General features: G+C 46.4%; 15 protein-coding genes and 17 tRNA genes. 6 read left to right on the top strand and 26 right to left on the bottom strand.

Features of this window, described 5'->3' with window-relative positions; genetic code table 11:
• Nucleotides 1–10: 10 nt before the first annotated feature.
• From liaF to ABD014_RS14340, 5 genes are all read right to left on the bottom strand, one after another.
• Complete coding sequence (liaF, locus tag ABD014_RS14360) at nucleotides 11–661, bottom strand: cell wall-active antibiotics response protein LiaF (RefSeq protein ID WP_343862210.1); 651 nt, start codon at nucleotides 659–661, stop codon at nucleotides 11–13.
• Nucleotides 662–765: 104 nt separating this feature from the next.
• Complete coding sequence (locus ABD014_RS14355; RefSeq protein ID WP_343862208.1) at nucleotides 766–1,467, bottom strand: PspA/IM30 family protein; 702 nt, start codon at nucleotides 1,465–1,467, stop codon at nucleotides 766–768.
• Nucleotide 1,468: 1 nt separating this feature from the next.
• The gene (locus ABD014_RS14350) at nucleotides 1,469–1,972 is read right to left on the bottom strand and encodes a PspC domain-containing protein (protein ID WP_343862206.1); all 504 of its coding nucleotides are present in this window, start codon (nucleotides 1,970–1,972) and stop codon (nucleotides 1,469–1,471) included.
• Between the two features lie 5 nt (nucleotides 1,973–1,977).
• Nucleotides 1,978–2,640, bottom strand: coding sequence for a PspA/IM30 family protein (locus tag ABD014_RS14345; protein ID WP_343862204.1), 663 nt, complete (start codon nucleotides 2,638–2,640; stop codon nucleotides 1,978–1,980).
• Nucleotides 2,641–2,699: 59 nt separating this feature from the next.
• Nucleotides 2,700–3,008, bottom strand: coding sequence for a hypothetical protein (locus ABD014_RS14340; protein ID WP_068778035.1), 309 nt, complete (start codon nucleotides 3,006–3,008; stop codon nucleotides 2,700–2,702).
• A 411-nt stretch (nucleotides 3,009–3,419) separates the two neighbouring features.
• Between ABD014_RS14340 and ABD014_RS14335 the strand changes: the two genes are divergently transcribed.
• Nucleotides 3,420–4,697: an ArsB/NhaD family transporter gene (locus ABD014_RS14335; RefSeq protein WP_343862201.1), complete on the top strand. Its 1,278-nt coding sequence runs from the start codon at nucleotides 3,420–3,422 to the stop codon at nucleotides 4,695–4,697.
• A 550-nt stretch (nucleotides 4,698–5,247) separates the two neighbouring features.
• On the top strand, nucleotides 5,248–5,742 hold the full coding sequence (locus ABD014_RS14330; RefSeq protein ID WP_068778038.1) for a cation:proton antiporter regulatory subunit: 495 nt from the start codon (nucleotides 5,248–5,250) through the stop codon (nucleotides 5,740–5,742).
• Nucleotide 5,743: 1 nt separating this feature from the next.
• Here ABD014_RS14330 and ABD014_RS14325 read toward each other — a convergent pair whose 3' ends face one another.
• Complete coding sequence (locus ABD014_RS14325; RefSeq protein ID WP_343862196.1) at nucleotides 5,744–6,007, bottom strand: hypothetical protein; 264 nt, start codon at nucleotides 6,005–6,007, stop codon at nucleotides 5,744–5,746.
• Here ABD014_RS14325 and ABD014_RS14320 point away from each other — a divergent pair.
• Nucleotides 5,991–6,830, top strand: a complete 840-nt coding sequence (locus ABD014_RS14320) for a YitT family protein (protein WP_343862194.1) — start codon at nucleotides 5,991–5,993, stop codon at nucleotides 6,828–6,830. The two genes, ABD014_RS14325 and ABD014_RS14320, sit on opposite strands and share 17 nt — an antisense overlap.
• A gap of 49 nt (nucleotides 6,831–6,879) precedes the next feature.
• Here ABD014_RS14320 and nrdG read toward each other — a convergent pair whose 3' ends face one another.
• From nrdG to ABD014_RS14305, 3 genes are all read right to left on the bottom strand, one after another.
• A complete protein-coding gene (nrdG, locus tag ABD014_RS14315; protein WP_343862192.1) occupies nucleotides 6,880–7,380 on the bottom strand; it encodes an anaerobic ribonucleoside-triphosphate reductase activating protein in 501 nt (166 codons plus the stop codon).
• 5 nt (nucleotides 7,381–7,385) lie between these two features.
• Nucleotides 7,386–9,566: an anaerobic ribonucleoside-triphosphate reductase gene (nrdD, locus tag ABD014_RS14310; protein ID WP_343862190.1), complete on the bottom strand. Its 2,181-nt coding sequence runs from the start codon at nucleotides 9,564–9,566 to the stop codon at nucleotides 7,386–7,388.
• Nucleotides 9,567–9,719: 153 nt separating this feature from the next.
• The gene (locus ABD014_RS14305; RefSeq protein WP_343862188.1) at nucleotides 9,720–10,658 is read right to left on the bottom strand and encodes a DUF1848 domain-containing protein; all 939 of its coding nucleotides are present in this window, start codon (nucleotides 10,656–10,658) and stop codon (nucleotides 9,720–9,722) included.
• 238 nt (nucleotides 10,659–10,896) lie between these two features.
• Here ABD014_RS14305 and ABD014_RS14300 point away from each other — a divergent pair, with 238 nt between their 5' ends.
• From ABD014_RS14300 to ABD014_RS14290, 3 genes are all read left to right on the top strand, one after another.
• Entirely contained in the window at nucleotides 10,897–12,846 is a 1,950-nt protein-coding gene (locus tag ABD014_RS14300; RefSeq protein ID WP_343862186.1) for a GTP-binding protein, read from the top strand.
• Between the two features lie 108 nt (nucleotides 12,847–12,954).
• A complete protein-coding gene (locus tag ABD014_RS14295; protein ID WP_251415211.1) occupies nucleotides 12,955–13,293 on the top strand; it encodes a MazG nucleotide pyrophosphohydrolase domain-containing protein in 339 nt (112 codons plus the stop codon).
• Nucleotides 13,290–13,877 carry an LOG family protein gene (locus ABD014_RS14290; protein ID WP_343862181.1) on the top strand — a complete coding sequence of 196 codons (588 nt, stop codon included), beginning with the start codon at nucleotides 13,290–13,292 and terminating at the stop codon, nucleotides 13,875–13,877. Before ABD014_RS14295 ends, ABD014_RS14290 begins: the two co-directional genes overlap by 4 nt.
• A gap of 167 nt (nucleotides 13,878–14,044) precedes the next feature.
• Here the strand turns inward: ABD014_RS14290 and ABD014_RS14285 are convergent.
• From ABD014_RS14285 to ABD014_RS14205, 17 genes are all read right to left on the bottom strand, one after another.
• Nucleotides 14,045–14,124, bottom strand: a tRNA-Leu gene (locus ABD014_RS14285).
• A 21-nt stretch (nucleotides 14,125–14,145) separates the two neighbouring features.
• Nucleotides 14,146–14,222 (bottom strand) — tRNA-Arg (locus tag ABD014_RS14280).
• 14 nt (nucleotides 14,223–14,236) lie between these two features.
• Nucleotides 14,237–14,322, bottom strand: a tRNA-Leu gene (locus ABD014_RS14275).
• Nucleotides 14,323–14,332: 10 nt separating this feature from the next.
• A tRNA-Cys gene (locus tag ABD014_RS14270) sits at nucleotides 14,333–14,406 on the bottom strand.
• Nucleotides 14,407–14,416: 10 nt separating this feature from the next.
• A tRNA-Gly gene (locus tag ABD014_RS14265) sits at nucleotides 14,417–14,491 on the bottom strand.
• Between the two features lie 9 nt (nucleotides 14,492–14,500).
• Nucleotides 14,501–14,572 (bottom strand) — tRNA-Gln (locus ABD014_RS14260).
• A 23-nt stretch (nucleotides 14,573–14,595) separates the two neighbouring features.
• A tRNA-His gene (locus ABD014_RS14255) sits at nucleotides 14,596–14,671 on the bottom strand.
• 30 nt (nucleotides 14,672–14,701) lie between these two features.
• Nucleotides 14,702–14,775, bottom strand: a tRNA-Trp gene (locus ABD014_RS14250).
• A 7-nt stretch (nucleotides 14,776–14,782) separates the two neighbouring features.
• Nucleotides 14,783–14,868 (bottom strand) — tRNA-Tyr (locus ABD014_RS14245).
• Nucleotides 14,869–14,871: 3 nt separating this feature from the next.
• Nucleotides 14,872–14,947 (bottom strand) — tRNA-Thr (locus ABD014_RS14240).
• Between the two features lie 21 nt (nucleotides 14,948–14,968).
• Nucleotides 14,969–15,044, bottom strand: a tRNA-Phe gene (locus tag ABD014_RS14235).
• A gap of 74 nt (nucleotides 15,045–15,118) precedes the next feature.
• A tRNA-Asp gene (locus tag ABD014_RS14230) sits at nucleotides 15,119–15,195 on the bottom strand.
• A 21-nt stretch (nucleotides 15,196–15,216) separates the two neighbouring features.
• Nucleotides 15,217–15,290, bottom strand: a tRNA-Met gene (locus tag ABD014_RS14225).
• Nucleotides 15,291–15,299: 9 nt separating this feature from the next.
• A tRNA-Val gene (locus ABD014_RS14220) sits at nucleotides 15,300–15,375 on the bottom strand.
• Between the two features lie 5 nt (nucleotides 15,376–15,380).
• Nucleotides 15,381–15,455: transfer RNA gene (locus tag ABD014_RS14215), tRNA-Glu, on the bottom strand.
• A 31-nt stretch (nucleotides 15,456–15,486) separates the two neighbouring features.
• Nucleotides 15,487–15,578, bottom strand: a tRNA-Ser gene (locus tag ABD014_RS14210).
• Nucleotides 15,579–15,582: 4 nt separating this feature from the next.
• Nucleotides 15,583–15,658, bottom strand: a tRNA-Asn gene (locus tag ABD014_RS14205).
• Nucleotides 15,659–15,789: the final 131 nt, after the last annotated feature.

Here is a 15,789-nt window from a genome sequence, read left to right as displayed (position 1 = left end):
TAGACTAAGTTCAAGATAGACGTATATCAATATCCCCTATAATATAGGAAATCATTATTTTCACTTTTTGCTCACAGGCATCATAGTTCGGCGATCTCCAGTTCACCCGATTAAATATACCTGTGCGACGCTCTTGTCCCAATTCGATTTGCCCGAACAATACAAAAGCTTCGATCTCAATTCCATATCCCTCGAATAAGTTCATATCAATGTCCCCAACGACCCCTTGGAACATCAATACATTATGAGAACCTTCCACAATTGCCAGCGACAGATCAATATCCAATTCGCCAAGAATATGCCACATGCTCGTATTCTGCAGTACCCAAGGATCGCGGTCCCAATGGACGGAGGAAGTGATATTCTGTCTTTGTGTATAGCTGCCGTGCGGCTGAACCTTACGTACTTTCGCATAATAAAGGCCAAGTGAGATCATCAGGATGGCTACGACCAGCATGAAATTATTAAGCAGGATCAAACCGACACCAATAGCAAGCAGGATATATCCTGTCTTCGCTTCCTCTCCTTGGCGGACCTTATAAATGCCATAACCCAATAAGAAGAGCGCGACAATGGTAAAGAAGCTTAGCCCTTTCCCGAATATCATCATGACGCCGAGTACAATCAATCCCGCGGCTAAGAGTCTTTTTCGCTTATCCATGTCGCACCTCCTGCCGTTCTAAGAGTTGGAAAAGCCATAGGTATATTCTACCGTATGGCTTCACCACGTCTAGCATAACATATTGTCCATAAGACTTGTAGCTATTATTCTGCGCTCTCTTTACCCGCTGGGGTTGTGTTGAGTTTAGCCTTCAAGGCTTCCAATTGAGCATCTACTTTCAATTGCTTCTCTGCATCCGCAGGATTCACATAAGTCGAGGATGGATCTCTGCGGTATACTACACCTGCTACTTCAGCTTCTGCTTCCAACTGCATGATCTTCTCTTCCATGCGTTGGAAACCAAGCGATGCGCTGCCGCTGTCGATCGAATGCAAACTGCTGGCCTGCGACATTTGCTTTCTTGCTTTAGCCATTTGTGCACGGCTTACAAGCTCATTGCGTTTGTTGCGCAGCTTGTAGAACTCATCCTTCATTTCATGAAGCTGTTCTTTCAATTCAGCAGCATGAGCTTCAGAACTGGTATGCAGTTGGCTGAATTCAGCTTGCTTCTGATCATAGTGGAGCTTCTCTTCCAGCAATCTGCGGGCAACTTCCTCTTGACCATTCTTCAGAGCAGCTTCCGCTTGAGCTTCTCTCTGTGCAGAGATGCGTACAGCTTCTTCCAAGCGCTGTTTCATTCTGCGTTCATCCGCCATTTGCTTAGCAACTGTCACCTCAGCATCACGGATTTCCTTCTCCATGTCACGCAAGTATTGATTCAGCATGACAATTGGATCTTCCACCTTATCGAGCATATCGTTAACCGACGCCTTTGTGATATCCTTAATTCTTTTAAAAACTCCCATTTTATAAATCTCCCTTCTCGTATTTGGAGACCTTCTTGCGAAGCTCCTCGATTTCTTTTTTCATTGCCTTCATCTCAATGTCTTCCATCATGGAGTCCAGGTCCGAATTCCCGCGGTTAGCGGAGTTAACTCCTGGACCGCCGAATTGTCCTGATGGACCGTTATAGAAATTGCCGCCGTTAGGCCGGCCATTCCCGCCAAAGTTGCTTCCAAATCCTCCTGGACCGCCTGGTGCTCCTCCACCAGGACCACCAAAGCCGCCGTTGCCGTAACCACCGCGATTCTGCCACCCGCCGTTAAAATACGGGTCATGAGGGATATAAGGTTCTTTGGATATGACTAGGGAAGCAATCAGATAGATCATGATCGTCGTCCCGCCCGTAAAGAATACACTGAAGATCGTTATTACTCTAAGTAAAGCAGGACTTATTCCAAATTTCTCACCTAATCCGCCAAGCAGACCGGTGAACCATCTGTCACGTCTTGAGCGGTACAATCTATCCATACGTCTCACTCCTCTCCCTTGTCTTGCAGCTTCTGCTTCAGACGAGAGAGCTCTTCATCTAGCGTAGAGTTCGCTTGACCTACGAAATCTTGTCCTGTCTTGCGGAGTTCACGAAGGCTGCGGGCTTCCCATTCCATATCGGACACCCGATCCTCCAGACGATTGAACATTTTGGGCACATCCTGTGTTCCAAAGCCATTCATCCGCTGATTCATGCGCTGCTGCAAGCGAAGTGTTTCCATTCTTGCAAAATAATATTGTCTCTTGCTATAGACTACCTGATATTCGGTCTTTAATTCATTCAACTGACTCTCAAGATCTTGCAGTGACTGCCGGCTTTGTTCATAAAGGTCGGCGTACTGGGCAATTTTCTCTTCATACAGCATCTTCTCCTGCAGGGCGAGCTTAGCCAGATGTTCCTCTTCAGCCTTGAGAGCAAGCAGTGCTTGTTCTTCACGTTTATCGCGCATCACTTTAGCTTGATCAACCTGCTGCTTTAACTGTTTGGTGTGGCCCGCATATTGATAATGTAATTTCTCTGCCTCAGCTATCTCTTGGCGAGTCTCAATCAGAAACTGATCGATCAATCTGACCGGATCCTGTGACTCCTCCAACCATTCATTTAAATTCGCTAATGTAATATCCCGCACTCTACGAAACACGCTCATGGCTTTCCATCCCTCCTATACGATCGGTAATTCGTTCGTAAGTAAATTCGTTATTCATATCAATATCCATGGTTCCCTCTAAGTAAGGAGACACCGTAGATGATAATACCGATACCGATTGCCGGTACGATCAACCAGGCTAATTTAGAGATCAAGGACAGGATCCCGAAGAACAAGACGATCCATCCAAAAAATGCATTTCCACGGCGGATTCCATAATACCCTAGTGCAATCATCGCAACTGCGAACAATATTCCGAACAAGCCGCCAAGTACACTTCCCAGAAGCGGAGACAACTTGCCGAGCAGGATCAGAGCGCCCAGAGCAATAAGTATTACCGCAAAACCATTTGACCGGTTGGTTCTCATTTCATATTCACCGCCTTTCAAGTTGATTAACCTTATGTCTATATTGTAGGTGGAATCAAGCTTTCTCAAAACGGACCGAGGACGGTTCTTTATACTAGACCTAAGTCGGGGACACAGTCAGACCTTAGAGAGGTAGTTCAAAAAGCTCGCTTTTGATCACGAGGTATACCTAAAAGCGGACTCGATATCGATCGGGATTTGAAACTCCATATTTACATTCAAAACCATTTATAATAAAATATACAGCAGTGCAATTTGCACAACAGATTTAATACAACTTAAGACGACAGTTAACGGAGGAGCCTGCCATGTTGCGGGCTCTTTTTTGTCCTTGAAATCCATTCTCTGGATAATGTAGCCTTCACGTGGAAAAATAACGGCAATCCTATCTGTCATCGTTTGGAGGAAAATATGGAACATCAAGCAATATGGGCCATTGGTATATTCTTGCTCACCTATGCGCTCATCATTTCTGAGAAGGTTCACCGTACCGTGATCGCCATGATCGGTGCCGCACTCATGCTCATTCTCGGCATTATCAATCAGGATATGGCGATTCATCACATCGATTTCAATACACTGGGGCTGTTGATCGGCATGATGATTATCGTCAATACGATGGCCGAGACAGGGCTTTTCAATTATATAGGTATTTGGACGGCGAAGAAGGCTAAGGGCAAGCCTGTAATGATTCTGTGCTTACTTATGATAATTACAGCTGTAGGTTCTGCATTTCTTGATAATGTAACGACCATTATTCTTATGGTACCTATCGCTTTCAGTATTACCCGCAAGCTTGAGATCAAGGCGTTCCCTTATGTATTCTCGATGATTATTGCATCCAATATCGGGGGTACTGCGACCTTAATTGGTGATCCACCTAATATTATGATCGGAAGCGCCGCCAAAGATTTGACGTTTATTTCGTTCATAACGAACCTTGCGCCGATAGTCATCTTTATCATGGCCGCTACGATTCCATTAATTACTGTCATTTTCAAGAAAGGCATGACGACCTCTGAGGAGAACCGCAAAGTCATCATGAATATGAAGCTGGACGGCCTAATTACGGATTCCAAGCTCATGATTAAATCGCTGATCATCCTAGGCATAACCTTATTAGGTTTCTTCTTACACCAGAGCTTGCATCTTGAATCAGCGACGGTAGCCTTAACTGGTGCTTTCCTTCTCCTCCTTCTAACTGGAGAACAGGTCATGGAGAGAGCGTTCCAGTCCGTGGAATGGCCGACGATCTTCTTCTTTATTGGGTTATTTATACTTGTTGGTGGGTTGGTTGAAACGGGAACCATCAAGCTGCTTGCTGAGCGTACCGTAAATCTGACGGGCGGAGATCCGCTGCTTAGCTCTATGTTAATTCTGTGGCTCAGCGCGATCGCTTCCGCTTTTCTCGACAATATTCCTTTTGTAGCTACGATGATCCCGATGATTCAGGATATGGGCAACATGGGGATTTCTAATCTTGAGCCATTATGGTGGAGTCTTTCGCTCGGGGCATGCCTTGGCGGCAACGGCTCATTAATCGGGGCCAGCGCTAACTTGATCGCAGCCGGAATGTCAGCAAAAGAGCACGAGCCCATCAGCTTTATGAAGTTCTTGAAATACGGTTTTCCGTTCATGCTGCTGTCAATCGTGATATCCAGCGTTTACATCCTGCTGAGGTATTTTTAGCGACTCTTTTCTTTTGTGATATCAGGCGTTTTATGCTATCTTTAAAGTACCTAGCTATCAAAAGGGGGGGGCAGCCGTGACGACGAGCAATAGAGGAAATGTCGCAATCATTTTTCTTATTATTCTCAGTCTCGCCTTAGTCATGTCTGTCTCTCTTATTAATTACTCGGGAGAAACAGCCCCCGAACAGGGGGAGCATCAAAAGTCGGTCTATAAGCATATTTATAAGACGAACCATCCTACCCGACATTTTGTAAGAGCTAGCACTTTTTTTCCGAATAAACTTCCCCTCGAGAAAGCATTTGTTCAATTTCTCTGGGTACTGTCAATTACGGCATATTATTTGCTGACCACACCTAGAGGTTCCTTTCGACCGCTTTTCTCTCTGCGCCTCAAGCGCACCCTTTTAACACCTATAAAATTTACCAGCAAGTTTGTGACTTAAGCACAAGAATCCTTGTCGATTTGTTGCCTGTAACAATTTCGGAGGGATTTATTGCTATATGCTTTTCCTTATTTGTCATTTTTATAACTGGAGGCCTGAAGTAAAATGAATCTCAAAGAAACGGATTTGCCAGGAATCGGTAAAAAATTCGTAGTCGAAACCAAAAGCGGTGATAAGCTTGCCATTATTATTCATGATGACGGCAGACGTGAAGTGTTCCATTATGACAGAGATGACCATGACGAGATCAACTCGCTGGTTACACTTAACGATGATGAGGCAAGATATGTATCAGCTATTATTGGCGGAATAACCTATAAACCGACTGCTCTCGAAAATATCGAAGTTGCTCTTGGTGATCTTATTATTGAGTGGTACAGACTTGATCCTCAATATAAAGCGATCGGCAAGACGATCGGTGACCTGCGCATTCGCCAGCGCTCCGGAGCTACCATTATCGCGGTAATTGAGAAGAACCATTCCAAACACATCAATCCAGGACCGGATTTACTACTTACTTCGGATGCATTGGTAGTCGTTCTTGGCGAGCGTCTTCATCAGCAACAGATTAGACAGATATTATTGAGTGGAATTTCTTGATTTAGAGCACATCGGATTTGAAGTCAGGTTGGCGCAGACTCTTAGCACTACCGCCAGCCTGATTTAATCCGGCAAATCGATTATTTACTGATGACGTTCCTCCAGTACGATTGATGTACCCTATCACAAACGCCTGGTCTAACAAAGCATACTTCAGGAAGAGAACCGTCCTTCCTAAACCGCTGCTTTTCGGATAGTATCTTATAACTATCCCGCCAGGCAATACGGTTTGGAAAGGGGAAATGAACTTGAACGGCAAATTCACGTTATTCTCTCCCGTGAAGCGGCAGCTTCACGCTAAAGTTCCCAACTCCCGGCTTACAAGGGTATTGGGTGTCATTGCCGGAGCGTTACTCGCTTCTATCGGCCTGGAGCTGTTCCTGATGCCACACGGAATCATCGTAGGCGGGATGACCGGACTATCGGCATTACTCGCCTTTTATACAGAGATGAGGCTTGGCCTGTTCTTATTTCTGCTTAATCTGCCGCTGCTGATGTTGCAGCGCTGGAAGCGAATCGGCGGCTTCACATCTCTATCCATCCTGGGACTGCTTGTACTATCGCTCGGATCATTTATGCTCCATCCCTTCCCGGCGCTTACCAGTAATCCGGTTCCGGCTGCACTCGCCGGAGGATTATCATTAGGCTTTGGGGTTGGTCTCGCCGTTCGCTTCGGCGGGGCTCTGGATGCATCGGAGAAGCTATTCGATTGGCTGCACTGCAGATTGCCACTATCCACAGATGCAATGATCTGGTTGTTCAACTGCCTTATATTCGTCAGTGCCATTTGGCTGCTTGGCTTTGAACAGGCAACGCATTCAGTTATCGCTTATATCTTTGTCTTTGAATCGGTCAAACTATCGCTTCGTGGTATAAGACTCCATGTCTCTGTAATAATCAGCAGTCGTAAAAGTGAAGAAATTCAGCAAGAGATCGCTCTTTATTTGAACCGTGAATCCAGCTATGAGGAATCGTCCTCAAGTCAGGATGCTCTACTCCATTGCAAATGCCATCGCTGGGAGCTCAGCCGTCTCAAATCCATTGTTAAAAATTGCGATCCACATAGTGAAATCACGATCAAAAGCTAATTAAGAAGCCGCTTTTTCCAATGATAACGGAAAGAGCGGCTTCTCTTTATTATTCATATGAAATAGCTTGCCCTGCCCTCAGGCTTTCCTGGATATGAATGACTCGCTGATTGTTTGAACCACGCCACTTCAGCTTCAAATTTCGTTCTTCCAGCATAAATTTGCCGTCGATCAGAACATCGCAGTTTGAGAGCAGCTTCAGCTTATGGGCATCCGCAACAATCTCCTCAAAGGTATATCCGGACCAGATCCAAATATCCTTCCCGGGGCATTCACTACGGACCCTTGAGATTAACGGGGACAGAACTTCCACATTCTGAAAGGGCTCGCCTCCTAATATGGATAGCCCCGCTATCTTCACATCCGTCATATTCAAATCGGCGATGATCCGATCCTCCAGTTCCTTGGTATAAGGCGTCCCGTAGTTGAAATTCCAGGTAGCCGCATTGAAGCAGCCCTTACAGTGATGCGTACATCCCGAAGTAAACAGCGAATGGCGCAGCCCTTTTCCATTGATGACATCAAACTTCTTATAATCAGCAATATACATAGGCATCACATATGCTTAACACGGGACAGAACTTCCTTCTGTTTACCGGCGTTGAACGGACGTTGGCTTGGCTCCGATAAATAACCGCAGCAGCGCCGGATGACGGATGAAGTTTTCGGGTTGCTATTGCCGCAGTTCGGACATTGGAATCCGCTGTTAGTCGCCTCGAACTCCCCCTCATAGCCGCATTCCAGACATTTGTCCGTCGGTGTGTTGGTCCCGAAATAAGGTACTCTTTCATAGGCGTAATCCCATACGGCCTCCAGTGCTTCAGAATTATTCACCAAGGAGTCGAACTCGCAATAGGTGATAAAGCCACCGTTCGCATGCTGCGGATACACCTTCTCGAATTCAATCTTCTCGAACGGAGTCACTTTCTTATTTACGTCAAGATGGAAGGAATTCGTGTAATACCCTTTATCCGTTACGCCAGGAATTACGCCGAATTTCTCCTCATCCAGCTTGCAGAAGCGATAGCACAAGGATTCCGCAGGGGTTGAATACAAGCTGAAGCCGTACCCCGTCTCTTCCTTCCACTCCGCTGTCTTACGACTTAAATATTTGACGATCTCCAAACCTTTGGCCCGGAGCACTTCATCTTCAAATATGGATTTGCCGTATAGGGCCATCATCGTCTCATGAATACCGATATAACCAAGCGAAATGCTAGCCCGGCCATTCTCCAGCAGGTGATCGATCGTATCTTCTGCCTGAAGCCGGCTGCCCGCCGCTCCCTCCATGTACAGAATCGGAGCCACCTTGGCCTTTACCCCTTTTAGCCGCTCAATCCGATAGAGCAGCCCTTCTTTACAATCCTCCAGCAGCTCGTCCAGAAGCCGATAGAATTTCCCCTCCGAACCTTGCGCACGAATAGCAATACGAGGTAGATTAGCGGTCACAACCCCCATATTGAAACGTCCATCATGCAGTAGCTCTCCATTCTCCTCATATACCCCCAGGAAAGAACGACAGCCCATTGGAAATTTGAAAGAACCCGTAATCTCCTTCACCTTTGGAACAGATATAATATCCGGATACATGCGCAGCGTGCTGCATTTCAAGGCCAACTGCTTAATATCGTAGTTAGGATCGTTTGGCTTCAAATTAACGCCATCCTCGATAGCAAAGATCAGCTTCGGGAAAATAGCCGTCTTCCCGTCCCTGCCCAGACCGCGGATTCGGTTCTGCAGTATAGATATCTGAATCTGACGCTCAGCCCAAGACAAGCCGCGGCCAAAGCCAAACGTGCTGAAAGGGGTCTGCCCATTAGCGCTCACGAGCGTATTAATCTCATATTCAAGAGATTGGAAGGCGTCGAAGGTCTCTTTCTCCGTCAGCTTCTTCGCATAGTCCAAGCAACGAGGATATTTCTCGTGCAATTTTTCATTCTCCCAAGAGATATCAAGCTCATTGATCTCGGACTCCTCCAGCATATACAGCCATTCCAAGCCCCTGTGATAATGCTTCTTGAATGATTCCAGGACATAGGGCGCCAGAATTTTATCGATTTCATTGATCGTATTCCCACCATAGATGTGGCTGGCTACCTGGGCAATAATCTGCGCAGTAATTGCAGTCGCCGTGGTAATCGATTTCGGTGTCTCTATCTGAGCATTGCCGAGCTTGAAGCCATTCTCGAGCATCCCCTTCAGATCGATCAACATACAATTATAGATTGGAAAATATGGGCTGTAGTCCTGATCGTGAAAATGCAAATCACCGCTATTATGAGCCTCAACCACGCGTTTAGGAATCATATAGGTCTGAGCGAAGTCCTTAGCCATTATTCCGGCCAACAAATCGCGTTGTGTTGGAATCGTCGCCCCGTCTTTATTGGAATTTTCCTTCAGCACCTCTTCATTCGTCAGCTCGAGCAGTCCGAGTACCTTCCGATCCAGGCTGCTGCGCTCGCGCCGCTTCAAGGTTCTGACCTCACGATAGCCGATATAGGCCTCGGCGACGTCTTTTCTTCTACTATTCATAAGTGCAGATTGAACTTCATCCTGGATATGCTCAATGTCTACTTTATCGAGTTTGGAGATCTTGTGCATCACCTTGTCCGCTAATTTATGAGCAAGCTCCAAATCTACTTTCTTCTCCGTACTGTTCATGGCTGCGCAAATCGCATCTATAATTTTCTGCTGATTGAACGCAACCTCTGAACCATCTCGCTTAATTACTAGCATTTAGTTCATCCTTCATACAATTTTTTGTAAATACCCTCCTGCTAAGGGGCCAAACCAACTGTTATCGAAATATGCCCAGAGAGTATAACATAATGAAAAAATTTGTACGGTGATGCTGGACACTTGACAAGTAGCCTTGAAGGAAGTATCGAATTACGATTTCCTTATATCGATCTCTTGATCATACTGATAGATTAGGGACGGACTGTCGGGATCATGATGCTTCAACGTCTTATTCACCGCTTGTTCGCTTTGCACAGCGTAGCAGTACATACAGTTAAATTTGCAGGTGTTGTATGCCCCAACGTCTACCGATTCGACACATTGACAGGCTCCCCGCTGATTTTTGTCCTTCGTGGCCTGAATATCTCTACCAAGCAGCCTAGAGATCAATTCCCCATCTATACAACTCCCATGCTGAATCCCGCAATGAGCTAGCTCTACAGCCTCAGCGCAGGTCTCGACCTGCATTCCGTTGGCATGACCAATACGGCTTAGCTGCTGTGCCATCCCTTCAAGCTGCTCTTTATATTCCGGTTTCGTTATATCTGTGAAAGAAACATCATTTAGGCCTGGCTGCTTCTTAATTTTATTCTCTGTCTTCCCATAGAAATCCATGAAGCTGATTACTAGCCGATGGGTGTATGAGTTCAGTCGCTGTGCCAAAGCCTCAATCCGCTGTAAATGATACTCTACTGGCGTCAGGCTGCTGATAATGATTGGATCGTAGCGCCATATTACCCGATTCGAACCGATTTGTTGGCTTAGTCTTTTGAATACCTCCACCCTGTTGTCCAGCGCCGGAAGATTTGGCTCAAATTCGGACGGATAGTCATTTAACGTGAATTGAAAGTAATAACTATAACCCTTGTCATCTAATGCAGACAGATGATTCAAAAAAGGCCGCGGATTTTTCGTCCAAAACACGATCATATCCACGTCCTCCGGCTTCAGGCTAAAACCGCTGACCTGCTTTGTATTGAACGGATTCACCCTGTAGAAATAGCCTTGTTCTATCCTCTTCATGAACCAATCTCCAAAAAAAGCGGGAATATCCGTCCTTCTGCTGGCGCTGATTATCAATCCGTCCACTGCCTTCCTCTAAGTTCTATTTCTCCTTATTCTACGAGTTCTTACATTCCGAAAACAACTATAACTAAAGTTTCCATTCATAATTTACATAAATTTACATATTGTTCAGTTAAAAAGTCATAAATGATGCTACACTAAATTCAACTTAAATAAATGGAGGCGTTATACATGCGGCAATTCAAAAACGATATGACGAAAGGAACATTCCATCTAATGAACAAAATAGTGAGGTTATATAATGAAAACGATAAATATAGGGGTACTTGCCCATGTTGACGCTGGAAAAACAACTTTAACGGAACGAATTCTACTTGAGACAGGTATTATCAATGCCGTTGGCTCTGTAGATAAAGGCAATACAGTAACGGATTCCTTGGAATTGGAACGGAAAAGAGGAATCACGATTAAAGCCTCTGCGGTATCCTTCTGGATCGGAGACGTGAAGGTCAACCTGATTGATACACCAGGTCATGCCGATTTCATATCAGAGGTAGAGCATTCCCTCAGTGTCCTGGACGGAGTAATTCTCGTCATCTCCGCTGTGGAGGGAGTTCAGTCGCAAACCAAAGTACTGATGAACACATTGACGGAGCTGAAAATCCCGGCGATTCTGTTCATTAATAAAATCGATCGAACCGGTGCAAATTACGGCAAAGTTATAGAAGAAATCAAGCTTTCGCTTACGGATGCAGTTATTGAGCTAACAGAAATCAGCAATGAAGGCAGCCCTGACGTTGCAATAAGAGATCGCCAGTTAGTGACAGATGTATGGGTGGAGCGCTTGTCGAACCATAATGAGCGTCTGTTATCCGACTATATCGAGAATGTAATGATTCAGGACGTTGAGCTGTTTACAGAATTGTGCGTGCAGACCCGAACAGCCAAGATCTTCCCCGTGCTTGCGGGATCGGCCGCTCTTGGGATCGGCGTTGACCGATTATTGGAGTATTTGCGTCAATTTTTCCCGATCAACCTTCACCGTGATGAAGCTCCTCTATCTGCTATCGTTTTCAAAGTGGGAAAGAGCGTTGCTGGTGAGAGACTCGCTTACATCAGGGTCTATGAAGGCTGCCTGACTATTCGCAGTGAAATTGTCGTTGTTCGGGCAGATGCAGACGAGAAATTCGGTTTTAAAATCAAGAAGCTTGAAACTTTGGAGCTCGGTGGAAGAACTTCAGCCTCCTGCGTGAGCAGTGGGGACATAGCTGTGCTGTTCGGTACAGATTTACGGATCGGCGATATTCTCGGACAGCGCTCCGAACGTATGAAGGTGATGGCTTTCCAGGAACCACCAATCCGTATTCAGATTGCCGCTCGGCAAATCGAGGATACTCACCGCCTTCATGAGGCATTAGCGGAACTGAATGCTGAAGATCCTTTCATTCAATATGCACAGAACCCTGCAAATCATGAAATGAGCATCAAAATTTTCGGGGACATTCAGAAAGAAGTCATTGAAGAAACTTTAAAAAATCAATTTGGCCTTGAAGCGGATTTCTCCAATCCCGAAGTCATCTGCATTGAAAGGCCCGTATCCAGCGGGTTCGCGGTCGAATTTATGGGCGAAGCAGGCAACCCATTCTATGCCACAGTAGGCTTCCGAATTGAGCCTGGGGCAGTCAGCTCAGGACTGCAATATCGTCTGGAAGTGGAGCTCGGCTCACTGCCCTTGCCTTTTCAAAGGGCGATTAAAGAAAGTGTTGAAGATACACTTCGTGAAGGACTGCTTGGATGGGAAGTAAGAGATTTGATCGTCACGCTGACACACACGGGTTATTCCAGTCCGGTGACGACTGCTGGCGATTTTCGCAATCTCGTGCCTCTAGTCCTGATGAAGGCGCTTCATGAAGCAAGTACTCTGGTTTACGAGCCTTACCACAGCTATTTTCTACGTATTCCGGAATCCAGCTTGAATAAGGCCCTATATTATTTAACTATGCTGCAGGCCACATTTTCCGATCCAACCTCTGAGCCAAACGGATATAGCCTCCAGGGAGCCCTTCCGGTTCGTAATACTGATTCGTTGAAGCAGGTGCTGTATTCTTTTACAGGAGGAGAAGGCTTTCTCTCCACTAAGCCGGGAGAGTATTATCCCATTGCCGGTGCACCCCCGGAAAAATGTAGAAGCCGCCCTAATCCGCTGAATCGAAAGGCATATTTGCTTCATATTCATCGTATTATCCAGTGACCCCTTTCTCTACCCCTTGTAATCATTTATTGCTTCCAATTCGAAGTAATAATAAGATATACTAAAAAGGGAACATTCGTTCCGAATGTCAGTCTTGGAGGTTCTGAATTGGATATAACTGAATTTCAACAATGGGTGAAGCAGCATTATAAGGACAGAGGCTGGTCTGATCTGGACATCTTCGTACGCATCGGCTTCCTTGCAGAGGAGACCGGTGAGGTGGCAAGAGCCATTCGGGCATTAGAGATCGGCAGAGACCGGCCGGATGAGATCGAGGGCACATTTGAAGAGAACAGACAGGAACTGATCGAGGAATTAGGAGATGTGCTCGGAAATTTGATGATTATTGCAAACAGATACGACATCTCTCTGGAAGAAATATTTCTATCCCATCAAGCCAAATTAAAAGGCAGATATTCAAGTGAAGGAGAGAAAGCTGAACTATGAAAAGTATAGCAGTATATTGCGGCTCCAGTATTGGAGCATCCCCGGTATATCAAGAGGGGGCACGGGCGTTAGGTTATGAACTAGCCGAACGCGGCATTGCACTGATTTACGGCGGCGCAAGCGTCGGACTCATGGGTGAAGTAGCCAGCTCTGTCCTTGAGAGAGGCGGACATGCGATAGGAGTTCTACCAAGCTTCTTGCAGGACCGTGAGATCGCCCATACAACTCTATCAGAGCTGATCATCGTGGATTCCATGCACGAGAGAAAGGCAAAGATGGCTGAACTGGCTGACGGCTTTATCGCCCTGCCAGGGGGTCCCGGAACGATGGAGGAATACTTCGAGATCCTAACCTGGGGGCAATTAGCATTGCACCATAAGCCATGCGGGCTTCTAAACATCAATCACTATTATGACTCCCTGATCGCTCTGTTCGATCATATGACCCAAGAGAGATTCATGCACGACAACTATCGCTCCATGGTCATTACAGACACTACCCCAAGTGGTATTCTGGATCAATTCGCAAACTATACCCCTCCGGCTGTGAAGACCTATCGGATGGATCAGCGAGCGAGAAGCTAGCTTATATCGGATTCAGCTGTAACTTTCTTCATCATACAAGTAGCTCCCGGAAGCATCCAAGTCAACGGTATGCTTTCGGGAGTATTTTTGTAGTGCTTATTTATAAGTAGAACAAAAACGGGTTTATAAAACTGCCCTTAAGCAATTTTATAAACCCGTCTGTGTGATGCCGGTGAAGGGACTCGAACCCCCACGGTTTCCCTCACGATTTTGAGTCGCGCGCGTCTGCCAATTCCGCCACACCGGCATAATCAAATGTTTAGTTATATGGCGCGCCCTAAGAGATTCGAACTCCTGACCTTTTGATTCGTAGTCAAACGCTCTATCCAGCTGAGCTAAGGGCGCATGAGTTCAAACAATGCGGAAGACCAGACTTGAACTGGTACGATAGTCACCTACCGCAGGATTTTAAGTCCTGTGCGTCTGCCGATTCCGCCACTCCCGCAAAATTTAAATGGAGGCGCCACCCAGATTTGAACTGGGGATAAAGCTTTTGCAGAGCTGTGCCTTACCACTTGGCTATGGCGCCATGAAATAGATGGAGCGGACGACGGGAATCGAACCCGCGACCCTCGCCTTGGCAAGGCGATGCTCTACCGCTGAGCCACGTCCGCATATAAATACTGGGGATATAGGATTCGAACCTATGAGTGACGGAGTCAAAGTCCGTTGCCTTACCGCTTGGCTAATCCCCAATAATACTCATTTTAAAATTAAATGGGGCGATCGATGGGACTTGAACCCACGAGTGCCGGAGCCACAATCCGGTGCGTTAACCCCTTCGCCACGACCGCCATAATAAATATTCTTTTCTTTTTAAAAAATGGCAGGGGCAGCAGGAATTGAACCCACACCAAAGGTTTTGGAGACCTTTGTTCTACCTTTAAACTATGCCCCTATAAAACTGGTGGAGGCTGATGGATTCGAACCACCGAACTCGTACGAGAACAGATTTACAGTCTGCTGCGTTTGGCCACTTCGCTAAGCCTCCATGTGGTGCCGGCGAGAGGACTTGAACCCCCAACCTACTGATTACAAGTCAGTTGCTCTACCAATTGAGCTACACCGGCGCTTTGTCATTATTCATATTATGGTGGCTCGGGACGGAATCGAACCGCCGACACGAGGATTTTCAGTCCTCTGCTCTACCGACTGAGCTACCGAGCCATATAATAATGACAGTAATAAAAATTATATCATATTTTATTGATAAATCAATACTCTTATTCCGTTAGGAATAATGGCGGAGCCGACGGGATTCGAACCCGCGGTCTCCTGCGTGACAGGCAGGCATGTTAGGCCTCTACACCACGGCTCCACACTATGAGATTGAAACCAATTGCGGGGGCAGGATTTGAACCTACGACCTTCGGGTTATGAGCCCGACGAGCTACCGGACTGCTCCACCCCGCGTCAATTGTATGGTGGAGGCTAACGGGATCGAACCGCTGACCCTCTGCTTGTAAGGCAGATGCTCTCCCAGCTGAGCTAAGCCTCCATACATGGTGACCCGTAGGGGATTCGAACCCCTGTTACCTCCGTGAAAGGGAGGTGTCTTAACCCCTTGACCAACGGGCCATGCAATATAGTATAACATGTAAGACAATTATGGCGGAGAGAGAGGGATTCGAACCCTCGAGACGCTTGTGACGCCTACACGATTTCCAATCGTGCTCCTTCGGCCAACTCGGACACCTCTCCATAATGGCTCCCCGAACAGGACTCGAACCTGTGACAACTCGATTAACAGTCGAGTGCTCTACCAACTGAGCTATCAGGGAACATTAACTATCAGGCTTGATCACCTGAAAACTGGATACGAAACTTCATTTGCATTTTAAGATTTGTGGATAAGCCCTCGACCGATTAGTACCTGTCAGCTCCATACATTGCTGCACTTCCACCTCAGGCC

It is taken from the genome of Paenibacillus motobuensis, from assembly GCF_039521865.1.
In the GTDB taxonomy this organism is placed as follows: domain Bacteria; phylum Bacillota; class Bacilli; order Paenibacillales; family Paenibacillaceae; genus Fontibacillus; species Fontibacillus motobuensis.
The sequence above is the reverse complement of the archived record's forward strand: the minus strand, read 5'-3'. Positions and strand labels throughout refer to the sequence as shown.